The organism is Streptomyces sp. NPDC033178, assembly GCF_055577685.1.
Genome location: NZ_JBVIPT010000002.1, coordinates 532,253 through 551,235, shown reverse-complemented (window position 1 = coordinate 551,235; position 18,983 = coordinate 532,253). Strand labels below are relative to the sequence as shown.

Below are 18,983 nucleotides of genomic sequence, written 5' to 3'. Positions count from 1 at the left end.
CCCGAGCCGCAGCGCGCAGTACCCCCGATGCGCAGATAGCAACGAGCACGATGAGCCCCGGACCGGAAAACGGTCCGGGGCTCATTGCTGTTTGCGGCTGCGTCTTCGTGGGGCTCCCGGCGACCACCGGGCATGCCCGGAAGCTTGTGATGATTACGCAGCGTGTGCGTGGAGTAATGGTGCGGATTGCCTGTGCGTCACTTGTGGGGCACCACCGGAATGTCCAGGACGACCTGGGTCCCGCGCTCGGGGGCACGGACCATGTCGAAGGTGCCGCCCAACTCCCCCTCCACCAGCGTCCGTACGATCTGCAGGCCCAGATTGCCGGAGCGGTGCGGGTCGAAGCCCTCGGGCAGACCGATGCCGTCGTCCTGGACGGTGACCAGGAGGCGGGCCTCCTTGGTGCTGCCGCCGCGGACCGCGGACACCTCGACCGTGCCGCGGTCGCCCTCCCGGAAGCCGTGCTCCAGCGCGTTCTGCAGGATCTCCGTGAGGACCATGGAGAGCGGGGTCGCGACCTCGGCGTCGAGTATGCCGAAGCGTCCGGTGCGCCGGCCGACGACCTTGCCCGGGGAGATCTCGGCGACCATGGCGAGCACCCGGTCGGCGATCTCGTCGAACTCCACGCGCTCGTCCAGGTTCTGGGAGAGCGTCTCGTGCACGATGGCGATCGACCCGACGCGGCGCACGGCCTCTTCGAGCGCCTCACGGCCCCGGTCGGACTCGATACGGCGGGCCTGGAGGCGGAGCAGGGCGGCGACCGTCTGGAGGTTGTTCTTCACCCGGTGGTGGATCTCCCGGATGGTGGCGTCCTTGGTGATCAACTCGCGCTCGCGGCGCCGAAGTTCGGTCACATCACGCAGGAGTACGAGCGAACCCACCCGTGTGCCCTTGGGTTTGAGCGGGATGGCGCGCAGCTGGATCACGCCGTCGTTGCTCTCGATCTCGAACTCGCGGGGCGCCCAGCCGCTGGCGACCTTGGCCAGCGCCTCGTCCACCGGGCCGCGGGACGGGGCGAGTTCGGAAGTGGTCTTTCCGAGGTGGTGGCCGACCAGGTCGGCGGCGAGGCCGAGACGGTGGTACGCCGACAGCGCGTTCGGTGACGCGTACTGGACGATGCCCTCCGCGTCCAGCCTGATCAGGCCGTCGCCCACCCGCGGCGAGGCGTCCATGTCGACCTGCTGGTTGGGGAACGGGAAGGAGCCCGCCGCGATCATCTGTGCGAGGTCGGACGCGCTCTGCAGATAAGTGAGTTCGAGCCGCGAGGGCGTGCGCACGGTGAGGAGATTGGTGTTCCGGGCGATGACGCCCAGGACGCGCCCCTCCCTGCGCACGGGGATCGACTCGACCCGTACCGGAACCTCCTCGCGCCACTCCGGGTCGCCCTCGCGCACGATCCGGCCCTCGTCCAGGGCCGCGTCCAGCATCGGGCGGCGGCCGCGCGGGACGAGGTGGCCGACCATGTCGTCCTGGTACGAGGTGGGGCCGGTGTTGGGCCTCATCTGGGCCACCGAGACGTAACGGGTGCCGTCGCGGGTGGGAACCCACAGGACGAGGTCCGCGAAGGAGAGGTCGGAGAGGAGCTGCCACTCCGAGACCAGCAGGTGCAGCCACTCGAGGTCGGAGTCACCGAGGGCGGTGTGCTGGCGGACGAGGTCGTTCATGGAGGGCACGTGTGCGAGCGTACCCGCCGGGTGCGACATGCTCCGAAATCGGCCACCCGCGCGGGCCCGGAAACACCCGCGGGCCGCGGCGCCTGAGAGGGACCCTCAACCCTCCCGGCACCGCAGCCCGGAGCAACATCGGCCGCGGGCTGTGCGGTCCCGTTCGGCCGAAGGATGAGGATCCGGTGCAGTCAGGGCAGAGAGCGCCGGCTCCTCGGTCCGTCTTCCTGTGCGGGGAAGACGGAGGCTTGGTCATTCGGACGGCTTGATCATCAAGTTGCATTCTCAAGCTTTGTACGATTGTGGACTAGACCACTCTCGACTGTCCATGCGTTGGCGGATGTTTGTTGTTGTCTCTTTATCCAACAACTCACGTCCTACATCCACCACGCAGCCTATCCCCGAGCGGTTCACGAGCGGGGCCAGATTCGCATGGCGAGTTCGGCGAGCGCCTCCAGCTCTTCCTTGGTGGCGCCGTCGCGGGCCTGCTGGGACATGCCCTGGATCATGGCCCCGGTGTGCCGGGCCAGGGCTGCCGCGTCGATGTCCGCAGGCAGCTCACCTGCGGCGACGCCGGACCTGATGCGGCTCTCGATGGCGGCGATGTTCGCGTTGCGCCGATCACGGAGGGACTCCTCCACCTCCGGGGTGGTGCAGTTGGTGGCCGCGTGGACGATCAGGCAGCCGTGCGGACGGCCCGGCTCCGTGTACTCGGCCGCGGCCTCGCGCAGCATCCGCCCGACCGCGGCACGGGCCGTCGGCTCCTCGGCGAGGGCGCGGTCGCCGAACGAGCCGTACCGCTCGCCGTACTCGCGCACGGCCTCGTCGAAGAGCGAGCGCTTGTCGCCGAAGGCCGCGTAGAGGCTGGGGGCGCCGATGCCCATGACCTGGGTGAGGTCCGAGACAGAGGTCGCCTCGTACCCGTGCTCCCAGAAGGCGAGGATCGCCTTCTCCAGCGCGGTCTCCCGGTCGAAGGAGCGGGGACGGCCGCGAGGCTTCGAGGCCGGACCGGCGGCGTCCTTGATGTCGTGGCTGCTCACCATGGAGTGAATTGTATAGCGGGTGCTAGAGAAATGTCCGCGGCGTGTTGTACGGTTTTTCTGTAGCGACCGCTAGAGAAATGAGAAGGGGGCGTTGGCATGGGTGTGCTCACGGGCAGGACGGCACTCGTCACGGGGGCGAGCAGGGGTATCGGACGCGGAATCGCCGAGCGGCTCGGACGAGACGGGGCACGGGTCGGGGTGCACTACGGCAGGAGCGAGGCGGCCGCGAAGGAGACGGTGGCGACGATCGAGGCGGCCGGCGGCTCGGCGTTCGCGATCCGCGCGGAGCTCGGGCTGCCGGGGGACGCGGCGGCTCTGTGGGAGGAGTTCGACCGGCACGCGGACGGGGTGGACATCCTGGTGAACAACGCAGGGATCGGTTCGACGCCACCGATCGAGGAGATCGACGAGGAGACGTACGACCAGGTCTTCGCGGTGAATGTGAAGGCGCCGTTCTTCATCGTCCGACACGGCCTGGGGCGCCTGCGCGACGGCGGCCGGGTCGTCAACATCTCCTCCGGGCTGGCACGGACCGCGGCCTTCCCCCACCTGATCGCCTACGCGATGACGAAGGGCGCCCTGGACGTCTTCTCCCGGGACCTGTCCAAGGTGCTGGGCGCCCGCGGCATCACCGTGAACTCGCTGGCGCCGGGCATCGTCGACACCGACAACACGGCCGAGCTCCTGTACGGCAGTACCGACGGGTGGGCGAAGGCCGCGGCGATATCGGCGCTCGGCCGGGTGGGCGAGACCGCCGACATCGCCGACGCGGTGGCGTTCCTTGCATCGGACCAGGGGCGGTGGGTGACCGGGCACTGGATGGATGCGACGGGGGGTTCGCTGACCTGAGCCGTCGGCCGCCCGCGCGCCCCCTCGCGCCCCGGGCGGCCGGGGGCGGCCGGGGGCGGCCGGGGGCGCCTTCGGACCGGTGGGATGCCTCCGGATCGGTGAGGTGGCTTCGGTTCAGCGGGGCGGCTCGGGATCGGCGGGAGGCTCGGGATCGGCGGGACGGCTCAGGTCGGCCGGAGGCTCGGGGTCAGCGGCACGGCTCAGGATCGGCCGGAGGCTCGGGGTCAGCGGGTTTCTGTGACCTTCGCGAGGGCGCGGGGCGCGTCGGGGTCCTGGCCGCGGGCGATGGTGACCTCGTAGGCGAGGAGCTGGAGCGGGAGGATCTCCAGGATCGGCTGGACCTCTTCGGCCACGCCCTCGGTGGGCAGGACGAAGCCGGCGGAGGCCTGTTCGACCTGGGGACGGGGACCGATGACAACGAGGTCGGCGCCGCGTCCGCGCAGCCGGTCGAGCACGGGCTGGAGTGCCTCGCCTCCCCTGCCGTCGGTGACGACCGCGATGACCGGGGAGATGTTGTCGACCATGGCGAGCGGGCCGTGCAGCAGGTCCGCGCCGGAGTAGGAGAGGGCGGGGATGTAGCTGGTCTCCATGAGCTTGAGGGCGGCTTCCTTGGCGGTGGGATAGCCGTAGCCGCGGGAGGTGATCACCATGCGCTCGGCGAAGCGGTAGCGCGAGGCGAGGGCGCGGATCTCTTCCTGGCGTGCGAGCAACTGCTCGGCGAGGTCGGGGAGCACCTTGGCCTGGGCGCCGTCGCCGCCGCGCAGTCCTTCGACGAAGAGATAGAGGGCGAGGAGGGAGGCGGTGTAGGTCTTGGTCGCGGGGAGTGCCTTCTCCGGCCCGGCCATGATGTCGATGTGGTATTCGGAGACGGCTGCCAGCGGTGAGTCCGGGTTGTTGGTCACCGCGAGCGTGATGGCACCGGCCTCGCGGGCGGCCCGGGTCGAGGCCACCAGGTCCGGGGAGCCGCCGGACTGGCTGACCGTGATCACCAGGACGTCGGTGAGGTCGGGGCGGGCGCCGTAGGCCGTCGTGGTCGACATGGAGGCGAGGCCGCACGGCAGGCCGAGGCGGATCTCCAGGAGGTACTTGGCGTAGAGGGCGGCGTTGTCGGAGGTCCCCCGGGCGGTGAGCAGCACGAAGCGGGGCTTGCGGGCGGCGACCTGCTGGGCCACGTCCTGGATGCGCGGGGCGCCGTCCTCCAGGATCCGTCGCAGGACGGCGGGCTGCTCGGCCATCTCGCGGGCCATGATCCGGCCCGGGCGGTCGGACTCGGCGGATGCCGGCTGCGCGTCGGGCTGGGGGTCCGGCGGGGTGGCGGTCATGGCGTTTCCTCCTGGGGCTGTTGCGTGGCGGGCGGAGCTGCGTCCGCGGGAGGGGTGGCAGGGCTCGGTTTGGCGTGCGCAGGTTCCATTCCACTCCCCCGGGGCGAGCGGCGCCCGCTCGGGGTGGGGTGCCGGTCGAGTGCCGCGGGTCGGGGTGCCCTGACGCGGAGTGCCCTGACGCGGAGTGCCCTGAGTGAAGGCAGCTGAGGGACGGCTGAAGGGCGACCGTGGAGAGCCGTTCTGCTAGATTGGTCTATACCACATGTTCGGTTGTGTCCCCTTCACCTTTCAGAACGGCAGGCCCAGCGTGGAAGTTGTCATCGTTTCGGACGCCAAGGCGGGTGGCGAGCTCATTGCCGAGGCCATGGCCGAGCTGCTCCGGCACAAGCCCGACGCGCTGCTCGGGGTGGCCACCGGCTCGACGCCGCTGCCCATCTACCAGGCACTGGCGGCGAAGGTGGACTCCGGGGCCGTGGACGCCTCGCGGGCGCGGGTCGCGCAGCTCGACGAGTACGTGGGACTGCCGGCCGAGCATCCCGAGTCGTACCGGTCGGTGCTGCGGCGCGAGGTGCTGAAGCCGCTGGGGCTGGACGTCGACGCGTTCATAGGACCTGACGGGACCGCCGAGGACGTCCGGGCCGCGTGCGAGGCGTACGACAAGGCGCTCGCCGAGGCGGGCGGGGTCGATCTCCAGCTCCTCGGGATCGGGACCGACGGGCACATCGGGTTCAACGAGCCGTGCTCGTCGCTCGCCTCGCGTACACGGATCAAGACCCTGACCGAGCAGACGCGCGTGGACAACGCCCGGTTCTTCGAGGGCGACATCGAGCAGGTCCCGCATCACGTGATCACCCAGGGGATCGGGACGATTCTGGAGGCACGGCATCTGGTGCTGCTCGCCACGGGCGAGGGCAAGGCCGATGCCGTTGCGGCGACCGTCGAGGGGCCCGTCGCCGCGGTGTGCCCGGCGTCGGCGCTCCAGTTGCATCCGCATGCCACGGTCGTCGTGGACGAGGCGGCCGCGTCCAAGCTGAAGCTCGCGGACTACTTCCGGCACACGTACGCCAACAAGCCGGACTGGCAGGGCATTTAGGCGATTCGCTACACGATACGAATGCGTATGAATACGCATGAACAGGAAGGTGCCGGGTCCTCTCGTGGTGGACCCGGCATCTTCATTCGCGGGGTGGCCCGGGCCTTCGTTCCGTTGGCTCGGGTCCCAGCGGCTCACGCCCCCGCGATGGCCTCCGCCGCCGCGAGGCCGCAGACGCGGGCCGCGCCGTGGGTGGCGATGTGGAGGGCGCCCCGGGGCGGTGACTGCGGCACGCCCATCTCGACCACGACCGTGTCGGGGCGGGCGGCGAGCAGGATGTCGAGGGCCTCGGCCATCCAGGTGTGGCGGTGGGCGTCGCGGACCACCGCGACCACGCGGCGGGAGCCTGCTGCCGCGAGGGCGTCAGCCCCGGCCCCCTCCCCCGTGAAGCTCCCGGTCTCCGTGCCCGGCAGCATGCGCCGCAGTTCGGCGGCGACGCCCCAGGGGGTCTCGTCACCGACGGCGATGTTGGCGACGGGGGTGAAGGCGGCGACGTACGGAGCCTCGGTGACCGGTGCGAAGTGCGCTCCGCGCGTGACCTTCAGCGCGCGCCGGGCCGCCACCAGCCCGACGTCGGTGCTCGCATCGGACGCCGCATCGGACGCCGTATCGGACCCCGCTGCGGGCCTCGCTGCGGAGGACGAGCCCGGCCCTGAAGTGCCGCCCGGCGCGCCGCCGTTCACCGAAGCCGAGGGAGGCGTCGTCTGGGTCGAAGCCGTCCAGGCCGCCAGTGCCCTGACGCGGGCCGCCGCGTCCGCCAGGCGTTCCTCGGGGAGTTCGCCCGAGCGGACCGCCGCGACCAGGGCGTCCCGCAGCCGCAGGACCGTCGGCTCGTCGGAGAGTCCGCCGCCCACGCAGATGGCGTCGGCGCCGGCGGCGATCGCGAGGACACTGCCCCGTTCCATGCCGTAGGTCGCCGAGATGGCCTGCATCTCCATGCCGTCGGTGACGATCAGGCCGTCGTAGCCCAGTTCCTCGCGGAGCAGGCCGGTGAGGATGCGGCGCGAGAGGGTCGCGGGGTGGACGGGGTCCAGGGCCGGGACCAGGATGTGCGCGCTCATCACGGCACGCGTGCCCGCCTCGATGGCCGCGCGGAACGGCACCAGTTCGCGGGACTCCAGGACCGCGAGCTCCGCGTCGATGCGCGGCATCGCGTGGTGCGAGTCGATCGCCGTGTCGCCGTGGCCCGGGAAGTGCTTGGTGCAGGCGGCGACCCCGGCGGACTGCAGCCCGGAGACGTACGCGGCCGTGTGCCGGGCCACCAGTGAGGTGTCGGCGCCGAAGGACCGTACGCCGATGACGGGGTTGTCGACGTTGGAGTTGATGTCGGCGGACGGCGCCCAGTTGAGGTTCACGCCGCAGGCGGCCAGCCGGCGGCCCAGCTCGTGGGCGACGGCCTCGGTCAGCTCGGTGTCGTCGACCGCGCCCAGCGCGTGGTTGCCGGGGAAGGAGGACCCCGTACGCACCTCCAGGCGGGTGACGTCACCGCCCTCCTCGTCGATGGCGACCAGCACGTCGTCGCGTTCCGCGCGCAACTGGGCCGTCAGGGCGGCCACTTGGGCGGGGGTTGCGATGTTGCGGCCGAACAGGCCGACGGAGGCGAGGCCTTCGCCCAGCCGCCGCAGCAGCCAGGAAGGCGCCGAGGTGCCGGTGAAACCGGGCTGCAGGACGGCGAGGGCGTCACGGGTCAGCGTGCCCGTGCCGGAGGCGATGGTGGTCATCGGGGGGCGTTATCCCTTCACCGCGCCGGAGGTGAGTCCGCTGACGGCCTTGCGCTGGAGGTAGACGAAGAGGACCAGGATCGGGATGGCGAAGAGCGAGGACGCGGCCATGGTGGCCCCCCAGTCGTCGCCGAACACCGTCTGGAAGCTGGAGAGCCACAGCGGGAGCGTCTGCTTCTCGACGTCCTTGTTGAGGATCAGGACCAGCGGGAACTCGTTCCACGCCGTGATGAAGCCGAAGAGCGAGGTCGCCATAAGACCCGGGGCGAGCAGCGGGAAGATCACCTTCACGAAGGCCTGCCTGCGGGTGCAGCCGTCCACCATGGCCGACTCCTCCAACTCCTTCGGCACGGCGGCGACGTAGCCGCGCAGCGTCAGGATCGTGAAGGGCAGCACCATGATCATGTAGAAGACGGTGAGCGGGACGAGGCTGTTCAGCAGGTCGGCGTCACGCACGATGATGTAGATCGCGATGACCATGACCTCCCAGGGCGCCATCTGCGCGATCATGAAGGTCAGGATGAATCCGCGACGGCCCTTGAACCGCATCCGGGCCAGCGCGAAGGACGAGAGCAGCGCGATGACGAGGGAGAAGACCACCGCGAGGACCGTCACGGTCAGGGAGTTGCCGACCAGTGTCCAGAAGTGGTCCGCGTCGAGGGCCTGCCGGAAGTGGTCGAAGGTGATGTTGGTCGGCACGAAGACCGGGTCGTCCGAGATGATGTCGCCGGTCGGCTTCAGCGAGGTCGCGAACATCCAGTAGACGGGGAACGCGAAGACCACGAAGAGCACGAGGGCCGTCGCGTTGGGCCACAGCCGGGCCATCAGCGAGCGCTTCACAGCTCGTCCTCCTCTTGCTTGAGAACGGTACGCAGGTAGTAGGCCGTCAGGCCGAGCAGGATGAGGATCGTCAGGAACGAGATCGCCGCTCCCATCCCGTAGTGCTGGTTGCCGGGGCCCTCGACGAACGCGTAGATCGGCAAGGTCTCGGTGAGCCGGTCTGGACCGCCCCTGTTGATGGCGAAGATCTGCGGGAACGCCTTGAAGACCCAGATGACCTCCAGGAAGGTCGTCGCCCACAGGAACGGCCGCATGAAGGGAAAGGTCACCGAGGTGAAGCTCTTCCACGTGCCGGCGCCGTCGATCGAGGCGGCCTCGTACAGCTCTTTCGGGATGGTGGTGGTCGCGGCGTACAGGTTGATCGCCACGAACGGGATCGACTGCCAGACGATCAGCAGGGTGATCACGGAGAACGTGGAGAGCTGGGTGCCGAACCAGTTGTAGTCGGCCATCGACGACCAGCCCGCCTTGGCGAGCAGCCAGTTGACGACGCCGAAGCGCTGGGCGAACAACCACTGGTAGACCGTGGTCGCGGCGACCACCGGCATCGCCCAGGCCAACACCAGGCCGAGCAGCAGAAGCAGCCGCATGCGCTTGCCAAGCCGGGCGAGGAGCAGGCCGACGAGCGTGCCGAGCAGCATGATGAGGACGACGTTAACGGTGGTGAAGACGACCGTCCGCTGGACGACCTTCCAGAAGTCCGAACCGCTCAGGACGTCCGTGTAGTTGTCGAACCCCCGCCACTCGGTGAGGTGCAGGATCAGCTGGCGCGGGTTGAGGTTCTGGAACGACAGCACGCCGTTCTTCACCAGCGGCCAGCCGAGCAGGATCACCGTGGCGAGCAGGGCGGGCAGCAGGAGCAGATACGGGGCGGACGCGCCGCCGCGCCTTCTCGCCGGGCCCGTGTCGCCGGGCGGGGTTACGTCGGTTTTACGGACACCGGGCGCCGCGGCCGTGCCTGTGTCCGTGCGTTCGGTCTGCACTGACATGCTCGCCATCTCTTCCAGGTTCGGGAGTCGCAGATCGTTCGATACGCCGGCGCGCCGGGGACGGAAGGGGCCGCCCCCGGCACGCAGGTGATCAGCTGCTCTGTGCGAGCCGCTTGTTGATCTCGGCCTCGACCTGCTTGGCGGCCTCGGCGGGCGACTTGCCCTTCAGAACCGCGGTCATGTAGCTCTTGATCGGGTTCGGGTCGTTCTCCACGGCGGCCCACTCGGGGATCAGCGGCGTGGTGCCACCGCCGGCCGCGGCCGGGGCGGCGGCCACGGCGGCGGGGTTGGCCGACAGGTTGGTCTGCAGCGACTCCTTGTTCGGGATGACGCCGTTCTCCTTGGCGAGCGCGCCCTCGAACTTGTCGGACAGCGCGAGCTTCAGGAACTCCTTGGCGAGCTCCTGCTTCTTGCTGCCCGCGGCGACCGCGAAGTTGGAGCCGCCGAGGAAGACGCCCTCGGGCTTGTCGGCCGTCTCACCGGGGATGGTGAAGTAGCCGATGTCCTTCTCGATCTTCTTGTTGGCGGCGATGGCCGTGCCGGCCTCCCAGCCCATGCCGATGAAGGCACCGACGTTGCCCTTGGCGAAGACCTCGGCCTGCTGCGGGGTCGCCTCGTCCTTGTCCTTGGGGGCCTTGGAGAAGGCCTGGTACTCCTTGTAGATCTCCATCGCCTTGCCGACCTTCGGGTCCGCGAGGTTGGAGACGTACTTGTCGCCGTCCTTCTTCACCAGGTCGGCGCCCTGGCCGATGGTCAGACCGTCGAAGAAGTACCAGTTCTGGCCGGGCAGGTAGAGCGGCTCGGCGTCGGTCTTCTTGTCGATGGTCTCCAGGGCGTCGAAGAACTCGGCCCGGGTCTTGGGGGTGTCCTTGATGCCCGCGTCGGCCCAGACCTTCTTGTTGTAGACGACGACACGGTTGGCGAAGTACCACGGGGCCGCGTACTGCTTGCCGTCGAAGACCGAGGACGCGTTGAGGGCCTCGGTCCAGTCGGCGCCTATCTCCGACTTGAGGTCCGACAGGTCGGCGAGACCGCCGGTGGCCGCGTACGCCGGGGTCTGGGTGTTGCCGACCTCCAGGACGTCCGGCGGGTTGTCCTCGGAGAGCGAGGTGGTGATCTTCTGCTGGATGCCGTTCCACTGCTGGGTCTCGAACTTCAGCTTGGCCTTCGTCTTCTTCTCGAAGGCGGCCGTGAGGTCCTTGGTCCAGCCGGGCGGCGTGGAGCCGTCCATGGCCCAGACGGTCAGGGTCTGCCCCTTGAAACCGTCGGCCCCCGTCTTGTCGCCACTGTCACCGTCGTCGCCGCCACAGGCCGCTACAGACATCAACATGCCCGCGACACCGACAGCCGCAATGAGCTTGCGCTTCACGTCACCCTCCTCAGGGATTCCAGCAACCCCCCTGCCCACCGCGTGACTTACGACGAGTACTGCCCGTGGGGCTGGGACCTGGTCCTCAATGGTTTAGACCAGTAGGGGGGAGCTTGGCCTAGACCTAGAGGGGTGTCAAGGGCCGAAAAGCCGCTCCCGGCCGTCCGTTACGCGACCTACATATGCAGGGACCTTTCACTACACGGGGAACAGAACGGGCATGCCTCGACGGGCACCTCGGCAGCCTCCGCGGAGCGCCCGTAGCAACCGCTCTCCGACCCTGTGGACTAGACCAAAAGAGACCCCGACGGTATATAGAGGGGATCACGCAGCGTGCGGGGGGACACTCGCACGGCAAGCCGTGCCACGATGTGAGCCGCGGCCGACGCGCACGTCGGCCCATCGGCACCTGGAGCCGGGAAGGCAGAGTATGAGCACCGACGTCAGCAGTGCGGAGAACGAGGGTGGGGCCCCCATCCGTACCGCGCGCGTGCCCAAGTACTACCGCCTCAAGAAGCATCTGCTCGACATGACGGAGACGCTGCCGCCCGGCACACCCGTACCGCCCGAGCGCACCCTCGCCGCCGAGTTCGACACCTCGCGCACGACCGTGCGCCAGGCCCTTCAGGAGCTGGTCGTCGAGGGCCGGCTGGAGCGGATCCAGGGCAAGGGCACGTTCGTCGCCAAGCCGAAGGTCTCGCAGGCGCTGCAACTCACCTCGTACACCGAGGACATGAGGGCCCAGGGCCTCGAACCCACCTCGCAGCTCCTGGACATCGGCTACATCACGGCGGACGACACGCTCGCCGGGCTGCTCGACATCACCGCCGGCGGGAGGGTGCTGCGCATCGAGCGGCTGCGGCTCGCGAGCGGGGAGCCGATGGCGATCGAGACGACGCACCTGTCCGCGAAGCGGTTTCCCGCGTTGCGGCGGTCACTCGTCAAGTACACCTCGCTGTACACGGCGTTGGCCGAGGTGTACGACGTTCATCTCGCCGAGGCCGAGGAGACGATCGAGACGTCGCTGGCCACTCCGCGGGAGGCCGGGCTGCTCGGTACGGATGTGGGGCTGCCGATGCTGATGCTGTCCCGGCACTCGCTCGACAGGGGTGGGTTGCCGGTGGAGTGGGTGCGGTCGGTGTACCGGGGGGACCGGTACAAGTTCGTTGCTCGGCTCAAGAGGCCTGTGGAGTAGAGGTGGGTGGGCGGCTGCGGGTGTGTCGTGGCCGAGTGCGCAGTTCCCCGCGCCCCTAAAAGACGAAAGACAAAGGCCGGACGTAACCCCCTGCTTTTAGGGGCGCGGGGAACCGCGCACTCCGGCCCCACCCACCCGCACAATGCACACCGGCCCAGGAACCCGCCAGGACAAGTGAGTTGCGCCTGCGCACACAGACTGGTGCGCATGGTGTAGCGCTGATCCCCTTCCTGTTCTACCGTCCTCCCGTCACCCATGGACGGGAGGACGACCCGTGCGCACCGACAGCCCACAGACGGCATCGCCCCAAGGCCCTCGCAAGGCAAGTCCGCAAACCATCGTCATCTGGACCGTCGTCGCGCTGGTGTGCGCGGCCGGTTGGTCCGTCCTCGCGCTGTCCCGGGGCGAGGAGGTGTCGGCCGTCTGGATGGTGGCCGCCGCCCTCGGCTCGTACGCCATCGCCTATCGCTTCTACTCGAAGTTCATCGCCTACAAGGTCCTCAAGGTCGACAAGACCCGGGCCACGCCCGCCGAGCGGCTCGACAACGGCATCGACTTCCACCCCACCGACCGGCGCGTCCTGCTCGGCCACCACTTCGCGGCGATCGCGGGGGCCGGCCCGCTGGTCGGACCCGTACTGGCCGCGCAGATGGGATATCTGCCCGGCACCATCTGGATCATCGTCGGCGTGATCTTCGCGGGGGCGGTCCAGGACATGGTCGTCCTGTTCTTCTCCACCCGCCGGGACGGCAGGTCCCTCGGGCAGATGGCACGCGAGGAGATCGGCCCGTTCGGCGGCGCGGCGGCCCTGCTCGCCGCCTTCGCCATCATGATCATCCTGCTCGGGGTGCTCGCGCTGGTCATCGTGAACGCGCTCGCTCAGTCGCCGTGGGGCACCTTCTCCATCGCGATGACGATCCCCATCGCCCTGCTGATGGGCTTCTACCTACGGGTCCTGCGGCCCGGCCGGGTCAGCGAGGTCTCGCTGATCGGTGTCGCCCTGCTGCTGCTCGCGCTGGTCGCGGGCCGCTGGGTCGCCGAGTCCTCGTGGGCCGACACGTTCACGCTCGCGCCCTCGACACTGGTGATCTGGCTGGTGGCGTACGGCTTCGTCGCGTCGATCCTGCCGGTGTGGATGCTGCTCGCGCCCCGCGACTACCTCTCCACCTTCATGAAGATCGGCACCATCGCGCTGCTGGCGATCGGCGTCATCGTCTCGATGCCGACGCTGAAGATGGACCCGGTCACGGACTTCGCCACGCGCGGGGACGGGCCGGTCTTCGCCGGTTCGCTCTTCCCGTTCGTCTTCATCACCATCGCGTGCGGGGCCCTGTCCGGCTTCCACTCCCTCATCGCCTCCGGTACGACGCCGAAGATGATCCAGAAGGAGACGCAGGTCCGGATGATCGGGTACGGCTCCATGCTCATGGAGTCGTCCGTCGCCGTGATGGCGCTGATCGCGGCGTCCGTCATCGACCCGGGCCTGTACTTCGCGATGAACGCGCCGGCCGGCGTCATCGGGGACACGGTCCAGAACGCCTCACAGGTGGTGGGGAGTTGGGGCTATCAGATATCCCCCGAGGACCTGGCCGCCGCGGCGAAGAACGTCGAGGAGGCGTCCCTGCTGTCGCGGACCGGTGGTGCGCCCACCCTCGCGGTCGGCGTCTCGGAGATCTTCTCCGAAGTCACCGGGGGCGGTCTGCGCGCGTTCTGGTACCACTTCGCGATCATGTTCGAGGCGCTGTTCATCCTGACCGCGCTCGACGCGGGCACCCGCGTGGGCCGCTTCATGCTCCAGGACACGCTCGGCAATCTCTACAAACCCTTCAAGAATGTGAGCTGGAAGCCCGGACTGGTCATCACCAGCGGCATCGTCTGCGGCCTCTGGGGCTACTTCCTGTGGGTCGGCGTCCATGAACCGCTCGGCGGGATCAACCAGCTGTTCCCGATCTTCGGCATCTCCAACCAGCTCCTTGCGGCGGTCGCGCTGGCCGTCTGCACGACCCTGCTGGTGAAGTCCGGACGCCTCAAGTGGGCCTGGATCACGGGGATTCCGCTCGCCTGGGACGCCACGGTGACGCTCACCGCGAGCTGGCAGAAGGTGTTCTCCAGCGACCCGCGCGTCGGCTTCTTCAAGCAGCGCTCGGTCTACCAGGACGGCATCGACCGGGGCGAGCTCATCGCGCCCGCCAAGAGCATGGACGACATGCACACGATCGTCACAAACTCCACAGTCGACGGCGTCCTGGCGGCGGTCCTCGCCCTGCTCATCGTGATCGTCATCGCGGACGCGACGAGGGTGTGCATCCGGCACATACGCCGTCCCGCGCTCTCCACGCTCAGCGAGTCGCCCTACGTCGAGTCGAAGATCGTGGCCCCGGCCGGGCTGATCCCGACCAAGGAGGAGAAGGAGGAGGAACGCGATGCGGTCGGCGCTGCACCGGGCGGCTAGCCGGGCGGTCAGGGGCGTGCGCTGGTACGTACGGGAGCTCACCGACGAATCGGCGTACGACCGGTATGTCGCGCATGTGCGCAAGGGTCACCCCGACGCGGCCGTGCCGTCGCGGCGGGAGTTCGAGCGGATGCGCACGGACCGTCAGGAGGAGGACCCCCGGCAGGGTTTCCGCTGCTGCTGAGCGCGATGTCCGCTCGCTGTCGGGCTCCGCGCTCGGCAGCGAGCGACCGTGAGCAGCAGTTGGCGGCACTGAGCGGAACGCCGTATCCGTTATGCGGACAGGGGTTCCATAAAGCGGAACCGTCCCTTAGATTTCCTGCGCGTTGCACAGGTGATCAGTGAGGGGACGGAGCCGCAGTATGTCTGAAGCGCCGGATGCGCCAAGAGCGCCCGAAGGGAAACCGCCGGTGGAGACCCCGCCGGTCGTGCCCCCGCCTGTCGTCACACCGGTCCGTGTGGTGATCGCCGTCTGTCTGGTCGCGCCGTTCGTGGCGATGCTCTGGGTGGGCTCGTACGCGAAGGTCGACCCGACCTTCATCGGCATCCCGTTCTTCTACTGGTACCAGATGCTGTGGGTGTTCATCTCGACCGCGCTCACGATGATCGCGTACAAGCTGTGGAACCGTGACCAGCGCGCCCGCAAGTCCCAGAAGGAGGGCGCGTCCGCATGAACGACGGCGTGAACGGCGTGGCACTCGCCGTCTTCATCCTCTTCTTCCTGGCCGTCACGGTCATGGGCTTCCTGGCCGCGCGCTGGCGCAGGGCCGAGACCGACAGTCTCGACGAATGGGGCCTGGGCGGACGGTCGTTCGGCACCTGGGTCACCTGGTTCCTGCTCGGCGGCGACCTCTACACGGCGTATACGTTCGTGGCGGTCCCGGCGGCGATCTACGCGGCGGGCGCGGCCGGCTTCTTCGCCGTGCCGTACACGATCCTCGTCTACCCGCTGATCTTCACGTTCCTGCCCCGCCTGTGGTCGGTCTCGCACAAGCACGGGTACGTGACGACGTCGGACTTCGTACGCGGACGCTTCGGCTCGAAGGGCCTGTCGCTGGCCGTCGCGGTGACGGGCATCCTCGCGACGATGCCGTACATCGCGCTCCAACTGGTCGGCATCCAGGCCGTCCTGGACGTGATGGGCGTCGGCGGCGGCGAGGACACCAACTGGTTCGTCAAGGACCTACCGCTGCTCATCGCCTTCGGTGTGCTGGCGGCCTACACGTACTCGTCCGGTCTGCGCGCACCCGCCCTGATCGCGTTCGTGAAGGACACGCTGATCTACATCGTCATCGCGGTGGCGATCATCTACATCCCGATCAAGCTGGGCGGCTTCGACGAGATCTTCGCCAAGGCGGGCGAGGCGTACAGCCAGACCAACCCGGCGACGGGCGCGCCACGCGGTGCGCTGGCGCCGGGCGAGGCGGGCCAATGGACCTACGCCACGCTGGCGTTGGGCTCCGCCCTGGCCCTCTTCATGTACCCGCACTCGATCACGGCCACGCTGTCGTCGCGCAGCCGTGAGGTGATCCGGCGCAACACCACGATCCTGCCGCTGTACTCGCTGATGCTGGGCCTGCTCGCGCTGCTCGGGTTCATGGCGATCGCGGCCGGGGTCAAGGTCAGCAACGGGCAGTTGGCGATCCCGCAGCTCTTCGAGGACATGTTCCCGGCATGGTTCGCGGGGGTTGCCTTCGCGGCGATCGGTATCGGTGCGCTCGTGCCCGCGGCGATCATGTCCATCGCGGCGGCGAACCTCTTCACCCGCAACATCTACAAGGACTTCATCCGGCCCGACGCGACGCCCGCCCAGGAGACCAAGGTCTCCAAGCTGGTCTCGCTGCTCGTGAAGGTGGGTGCGCTGGTCTTCGTCCTGACCATGGACAAGACCGTGGCCATCAACTTCCAGCTGCTGGGCGGGATCTGGATCCTGCAGACCTTCCCGGCGCTGGTCGGCGGGCTGTTCACCCGGTGGTTCCACCGGTGGGCGCTGCTCGCGGGGTGGGCGGTCGGCATGCTGTACGGCACGGTGGCTGCTTATGGGGTGGCTTCGCCCACGCAGAAGCACTTCGGTGGTTCCTCGAAGGAGATTCCCGGGATCGGGGAGATCGGGTACATCGGTCTGACGGCGTTCGTCCTGAACGTGGTCGTGACGGTCGTCCTGACCTTCGCCCTCAAGGCCCTCAAGGCGCCCGAGGGCATCGACGAGACGTCCCCCGAGGACTACACAGCGGACGCGGGCGACAAGGGTGTGCAGGTCGAGCTGCCGCCGGCGACGGCGGGGGCGGGGGCGGGGCACTAGCCTTTTTTCGCCCCCGCCGCCCCTACCCATTCCCGTCCCTTCCTCGGGGGCTCCGCCCCGAACCCCCGCTCCTCAAACGCCGGAGGGGCTGACTATTAGCCCGTCCGGCGTTTGAGGACGAGGCCGTTCAGGCCGAAAGGGGGGGTCTGGGGGCGCAGCCCCCAGGGACGGGACGGGTAGGGGCGGCGGGGGCGACAACTGCCCCTGGCGGCACGGCAGTCCGCGGTTACGCTGGGCGTCATGAGCGTTGGTTCGCCGATCGTCCTCGACAGTGATCCCGGCATAGACGACGCCGTGGCTCTCCAGTACCTCCTGGGCACAGGCAGGTGGGACCTCAGGGCCTACACCTCCGTGGGCGGCAACCTCCCCGCCGAGCAGACCTACCGCAACGCCCGCGCCCTCGCGAGAGCCCTCCGTATCGACACCGACATCCCGGTCCACCGCGGAGCGGCCCGCCCCCTCACCCGCCTCCCGTACACGGCCGCCGGCCACTTCCACGGCCCCGAGGGCCTCGGCCACGAGACACTCCCCGACTCGACCGCCGCACACCTGACGGAGTCCTCCGCACAGGCACTGCTGCGGCTCTCCCGGGAGCACGAGGGCGAGCTGACGGTGTGCGCCACCGGCCCGCTCACCAACGTGGCCATCGCGCTCCTGGAGGACCCGGCCTTCGCCCACCGAGTGAAGAAGTTCGTGTTCATGGGCGGCAACGCGCAGGTGCCCGGAAACATCACCCCGGTCGCCGAGTTCAACATGTGGGCGGACCCGGACGCCGCCGAGGTGGTGCTCTCCTCGGGCATCCCGTTCACCATGGTCGACCTGGACGCCTCGCACCGCTGGCTCTTCGGCCCCGCCGACCTCGCCGCGCTGGAGGCTGCGGGGGCGGGCACGGCGCTCGCGGCCCGGCTGCTGCGGTTCTACATCGACTCCTACCGCCGCCACGGCGGAGGCGACTCCTGCCCGCTGCACGACCCGCTCGCCGTGGGCGTGTGCGCGGACGAATCCTTCGTGACGCTCGCGGAGGGAGCCGTCGTCGTCGAGTGCGCCAGCGAACTCACCCGCGGCCAGACCGTGTTCGTCCCCGCGGCCGCCCAACGGAACTACTACACGGAGTCGCCCGCCCTGACCGCCCGCACCCGCCACACGGGCCGCGTGGCCCTCGGCCCGGGCCCACGCGACTTCACGAAGGACTTCGTCACGGCCCTGCCGCAGTGGCCGGCCGTGGGCTGAGCCCGCCCCCTCGGACGCCCCTGGCACCGGCGCGACGGCCCCGGCACCGGCACCGGTGCGCGAGAAACTCGGCGGCCCCTTGCCGTACCCCTCCGGCACACTGCCAAGCATGGACATCGTGATCAGACGGGCGAAGCCCGAGGAGTACGAGGCTGTGGGCGAGATCACCGCGCAGGCCTATCTCGGGGACGGGCTGCTCGACTTCGGGGAGAGCGACGAGTATCTGGGCGAGCTGCGGGACGTGGCGAAGCGGGCCGCCGCAGCGGACGTACTGGTGGCCGTGGTGGGGACAGGCGCGGGCGAGCGGGTCGTCGGCTGCGTGACCTTCGTCCCGTCCGGCGGTCCGATGGCCGACATCGCACGCGAGGGCGAGGCCGAGATACGGATGCTGGCGGTCGCGAAGGAGGCCCGCGGGCACGGCGCCGGAGAGGCTCTCGTGCGCGCCTGCGTCGACCGCGCCCGGGCCACGGACGGCTGCGTACGCCTCGTGCTGTCCACCCAGCGCACCATGCACAGCGCCCATCGCATCTACGGACGCCTCGGCTTCACCCGCGCCCCGGACCGCGACTGGAACCCGATCCCGGACCTCGACGACATCATGCTGCTCACCTACGAGTTGACGCTCTGACACATACCGATACACCCTCCGAAGCCGATACGACACACAACATGTGGGGGTGCTTCCCGAGCCCGGCACAAGATGTATGCTCATGCTCGTTGTCGCCGCAGGGGAATCCGGTGCAAATCCGGAACTGTCCCGCAACGGTGTACTTGTGCATGTCTGTCCCCAGGGGAGAGCCGTGCGCCTGGTCAGTCCGAGGACCTGCCGACAGCGTGCCCAGGCCACCCGGCCCGGGTGCCATGACGTCCGGGCCTCGCGGAGTGGGCCGGTGGACGCGGCGTACCGCTGCGCA

The 18,983-nt window shown here is 69.2% G+C and carries 16 protein-coding genes and 1 riboswitch; of the genes, 9 read left to right on the top strand and 7 right to left on the bottom strand.

All coding sequences use genetic code 11. The features are described 5' to 3' along the window. Positions 1-197: 197 nt before the first annotated feature. A complete protein-coding gene (locus ACZ5VQ_RS06345; protein ID WP_362087282.1) occupies positions 198-1,673 on the bottom strand; it encodes a sensor histidine kinase in 1,476 nt (491 codons plus the stop codon). A 401-nt stretch (positions 1,674-2,074) separates the two neighbouring features. After that, positions 2,075-2,707: a TetR/AcrR family transcriptional regulator gene (locus tag ACZ5VQ_RS06340; RefSeq protein WP_469103905.1), complete on the bottom strand. Its 633-nt coding sequence runs from the start codon at positions 2,705-2,707 to the stop codon at positions 2,075-2,077. A gap of 96 nt (positions 2,708-2,803) precedes the next feature. Here ACZ5VQ_RS06340 and ACZ5VQ_RS06335 point away from each other — a divergent pair, with 96 nt between their 5' ends. After that, positions 2,804-3,556 (top strand): SDR family oxidoreductase, encoded by a 753-nt coding sequence (locus tag ACZ5VQ_RS06335; protein ID WP_469103904.1) that lies wholly within the window; start codon positions 2,804-2,806, stop codon positions 3,554-3,556. Positions 3,557-3,780: 224 nt separating this feature from the next. Here ACZ5VQ_RS06335 and ACZ5VQ_RS06330 read toward each other — a convergent pair whose 3' ends face one another. After that, positions 3,781-4,878, bottom strand: coding sequence for an SIS domain-containing protein (locus tag ACZ5VQ_RS06330; RefSeq protein ID WP_469103903.1), 1,098 nt, complete (start codon positions 4,876-4,878; stop codon positions 3,781-3,783). A 307-nt stretch (positions 4,879-5,185) separates the two neighbouring features. On the opposite strand from ACZ5VQ_RS06330, the gene nagB reads away from it, so the two are divergent. Further along, complete coding sequence (gene nagB, locus ACZ5VQ_RS06325) at positions 5,186-5,971, top strand: glucosamine-6-phosphate deaminase (protein WP_189837551.1); 786 nt, start codon at positions 5,186-5,188, stop codon at positions 5,969-5,971. Positions 5,972-6,105: 134 nt separating this feature from the next. On the opposite strand, the gene ACZ5VQ_RS06320 is transcribed toward nagB, so the two are convergent. From ACZ5VQ_RS06320 to ACZ5VQ_RS06305, 4 genes are all read right to left on the bottom strand, one after another. Then, positions 6,106-7,692 (bottom strand): glycoside hydrolase family 3 protein, encoded by a 1,587-nt coding sequence (locus ACZ5VQ_RS06320; protein ID WP_469103902.1) that lies wholly within the window; start codon positions 7,690-7,692, stop codon positions 6,106-6,108. Between the two features lie 9 nt (positions 7,693-7,701). Next, the gene (locus ACZ5VQ_RS06315) at positions 7,702-8,532 is read right to left on the bottom strand and encodes a carbohydrate ABC transporter permease (protein WP_362087268.1); all 831 of its coding nucleotides are present in this window, start codon (positions 8,530-8,532) and stop codon (positions 7,702-7,704) included. After that, positions 8,529-9,521, bottom strand: a complete 993-nt coding sequence (locus ACZ5VQ_RS06310) for a carbohydrate ABC transporter permease (RefSeq protein ID WP_469103901.1) — start codon at positions 9,519-9,521, stop codon at positions 8,529-8,531. The genes ACZ5VQ_RS06315 and ACZ5VQ_RS06310 overlap by 4 nt, the downstream gene beginning before the upstream one ends. Positions 9,522-9,612: 91 nt before the next feature. Next, positions 9,613-10,890 (bottom strand): extracellular solute-binding protein, encoded by a 1,278-nt coding sequence (locus ACZ5VQ_RS06305; protein ID WP_469103900.1) that lies wholly within the window; start codon positions 10,888-10,890, stop codon positions 9,613-9,615. Between the two features lie 430 nt (positions 10,891-11,320). Between ACZ5VQ_RS06305 and ACZ5VQ_RS06300 the strand changes: the two genes are divergently transcribed. The 7 genes from ACZ5VQ_RS06300 (at position 11,321) to ACZ5VQ_RS06270 (ending at position 18,697) form a co-directional block, all read left to right on the top strand. Next, complete coding sequence (locus ACZ5VQ_RS06300; RefSeq protein WP_450553066.1) at positions 11,321-12,085, top strand: GntR family transcriptional regulator; 765 nt, start codon at positions 11,321-11,323, stop codon at positions 12,083-12,085. A gap of 274 nt (positions 12,086-12,359) precedes the next feature. After that, positions 12,360-14,537, top strand: a complete 2,178-nt coding sequence (locus ACZ5VQ_RS06295) for a carbon starvation CstA family protein (RefSeq protein WP_469103899.1) — start codon at positions 12,360-12,362, stop codon at positions 14,535-14,537. Continuing rightward, on the top strand, positions 14,509-14,721 hold the full coding sequence (locus tag ACZ5VQ_RS06290) for a YbdD/YjiX family protein (RefSeq protein WP_362087256.1): 213 nt from the start codon (positions 14,509-14,511) through the stop codon (positions 14,719-14,721). The genes ACZ5VQ_RS06295 and ACZ5VQ_RS06290 overlap by 29 nt, the downstream gene beginning before the upstream one ends. A gap of 178 nt (positions 14,722-14,899) precedes the next feature. Beyond that, positions 14,900-15,211 carry a DUF3311 domain-containing protein gene (locus tag ACZ5VQ_RS06285; RefSeq protein ID WP_469103898.1) on the top strand — a complete coding sequence of 104 codons (312 nt, stop codon included), beginning with the start codon at positions 14,900-14,902 and terminating at the stop codon, positions 15,209-15,211. Then, entirely contained in the window at positions 15,208-16,839 is a 1,632-nt protein-coding gene (mctP, locus tag ACZ5VQ_RS06280) for a monocarboxylate uptake permease MctP (RefSeq protein WP_469103897.1), read from the top strand. Before ACZ5VQ_RS06285 ends, mctP begins: the two co-directional genes overlap by 4 nt. A 240-nt stretch (positions 16,840-17,079) precedes the next feature. Then, on the top strand, positions 17,080-18,069 hold the full coding sequence (locus ACZ5VQ_RS06275; protein WP_469103896.1) for a nucleoside hydrolase: 990 nt from the start codon (positions 17,080-17,082) through the stop codon (positions 18,067-18,069). A gap of 109 nt (positions 18,070-18,178) precedes the next feature. Beyond that, the gene (locus ACZ5VQ_RS06270) at positions 18,179-18,697 is read left to right on the top strand and encodes a GNAT family N-acetyltransferase (RefSeq protein WP_469103895.1); all 519 of its coding nucleotides are present in this window, start codon (positions 18,179-18,181) and stop codon (positions 18,695-18,697) included. Between the two features lie 76 nt (positions 18,698-18,773). Beyond that, a riboswitch (cobalamin riboswitch) is annotated at positions 18,774-18,914 on the top strand. Positions 18,915-18,983 lie beyond the last annotated feature (69 nt).

What these genes read in the sequence shown, in the direction of transcription:
- ACZ5VQ_RS06340 (WP_469103905.1), bottom strand. Translation starts at nt 2,707, where the DNA reads ATGGTGAGCAGCCACGACATCAAGGACGCCGCCGGTCCGGCCTCGAAG.
- ACZ5VQ_RS06335 (WP_469103904.1), top strand. Translation starts at nt 2,804, where the DNA reads ATGGGTGTGCTCACGGGCAGGACGGCACTCGTCACGGGGGCGAGCAGG.
- ACZ5VQ_RS06330 (WP_469103903.1), bottom strand. Translation starts at nt 4,878, where the DNA reads ATGACCGCCACCCCGCCGGACCCCCAGCCCGACGCGCAGCCGGCATCC.
- ACZ5VQ_RS06320 (WP_469103902.1), bottom strand. Translation starts at nt 7,692, where the DNA reads ATGACCACCATCGCCTCCGGCACGGGCACGCTGACCCGTGACGCCCTC.
- ACZ5VQ_RS06310 (WP_469103901.1), bottom strand. Translation starts at nt 9,521, where the DNA reads ATGTCAGTGCAGACCGAACGCACGGACACAGGCACGGCCGCGGCGCCC.
- ACZ5VQ_RS06300 (WP_450553066.1), top strand. Translation starts at nt 11,321, where the DNA reads ATGAGCACCGACGTCAGCAGTGCGGAGAACGAGGGTGGGGCCCCCATC.
- ACZ5VQ_RS06290 (WP_362087256.1), top strand. Translation starts at nt 14,509, where the DNA reads ATGCGGTCGGCGCTGCACCGGGCGGCTAGCCGGGCGGTCAGGGGCGTG.
- ACZ5VQ_RS06285 (WP_469103898.1), top strand. Translation starts at nt 14,900, where the DNA reads ATGTCTGAAGCGCCGGATGCGCCAAGAGCGCCCGAAGGGAAACCGCCG.
- mctP (WP_469103897.1), top strand. Translation starts at nt 15,208, where the DNA reads ATGAACGACGGCGTGAACGGCGTGGCACTCGCCGTCTTCATCCTCTTC.
- ACZ5VQ_RS06275 (WP_469103896.1), top strand. Translation starts at nt 17,080, where the DNA reads ATGAGCGTTGGTTCGCCGATCGTCCTCGACAGTGATCCCGGCATAGAC.
- ACZ5VQ_RS06270 (WP_469103895.1), top strand. Translation starts at nt 18,179, where the DNA reads ATGGACATCGTGATCAGACGGGCGAAGCCCGAGGAGTACGAGGCTGTG.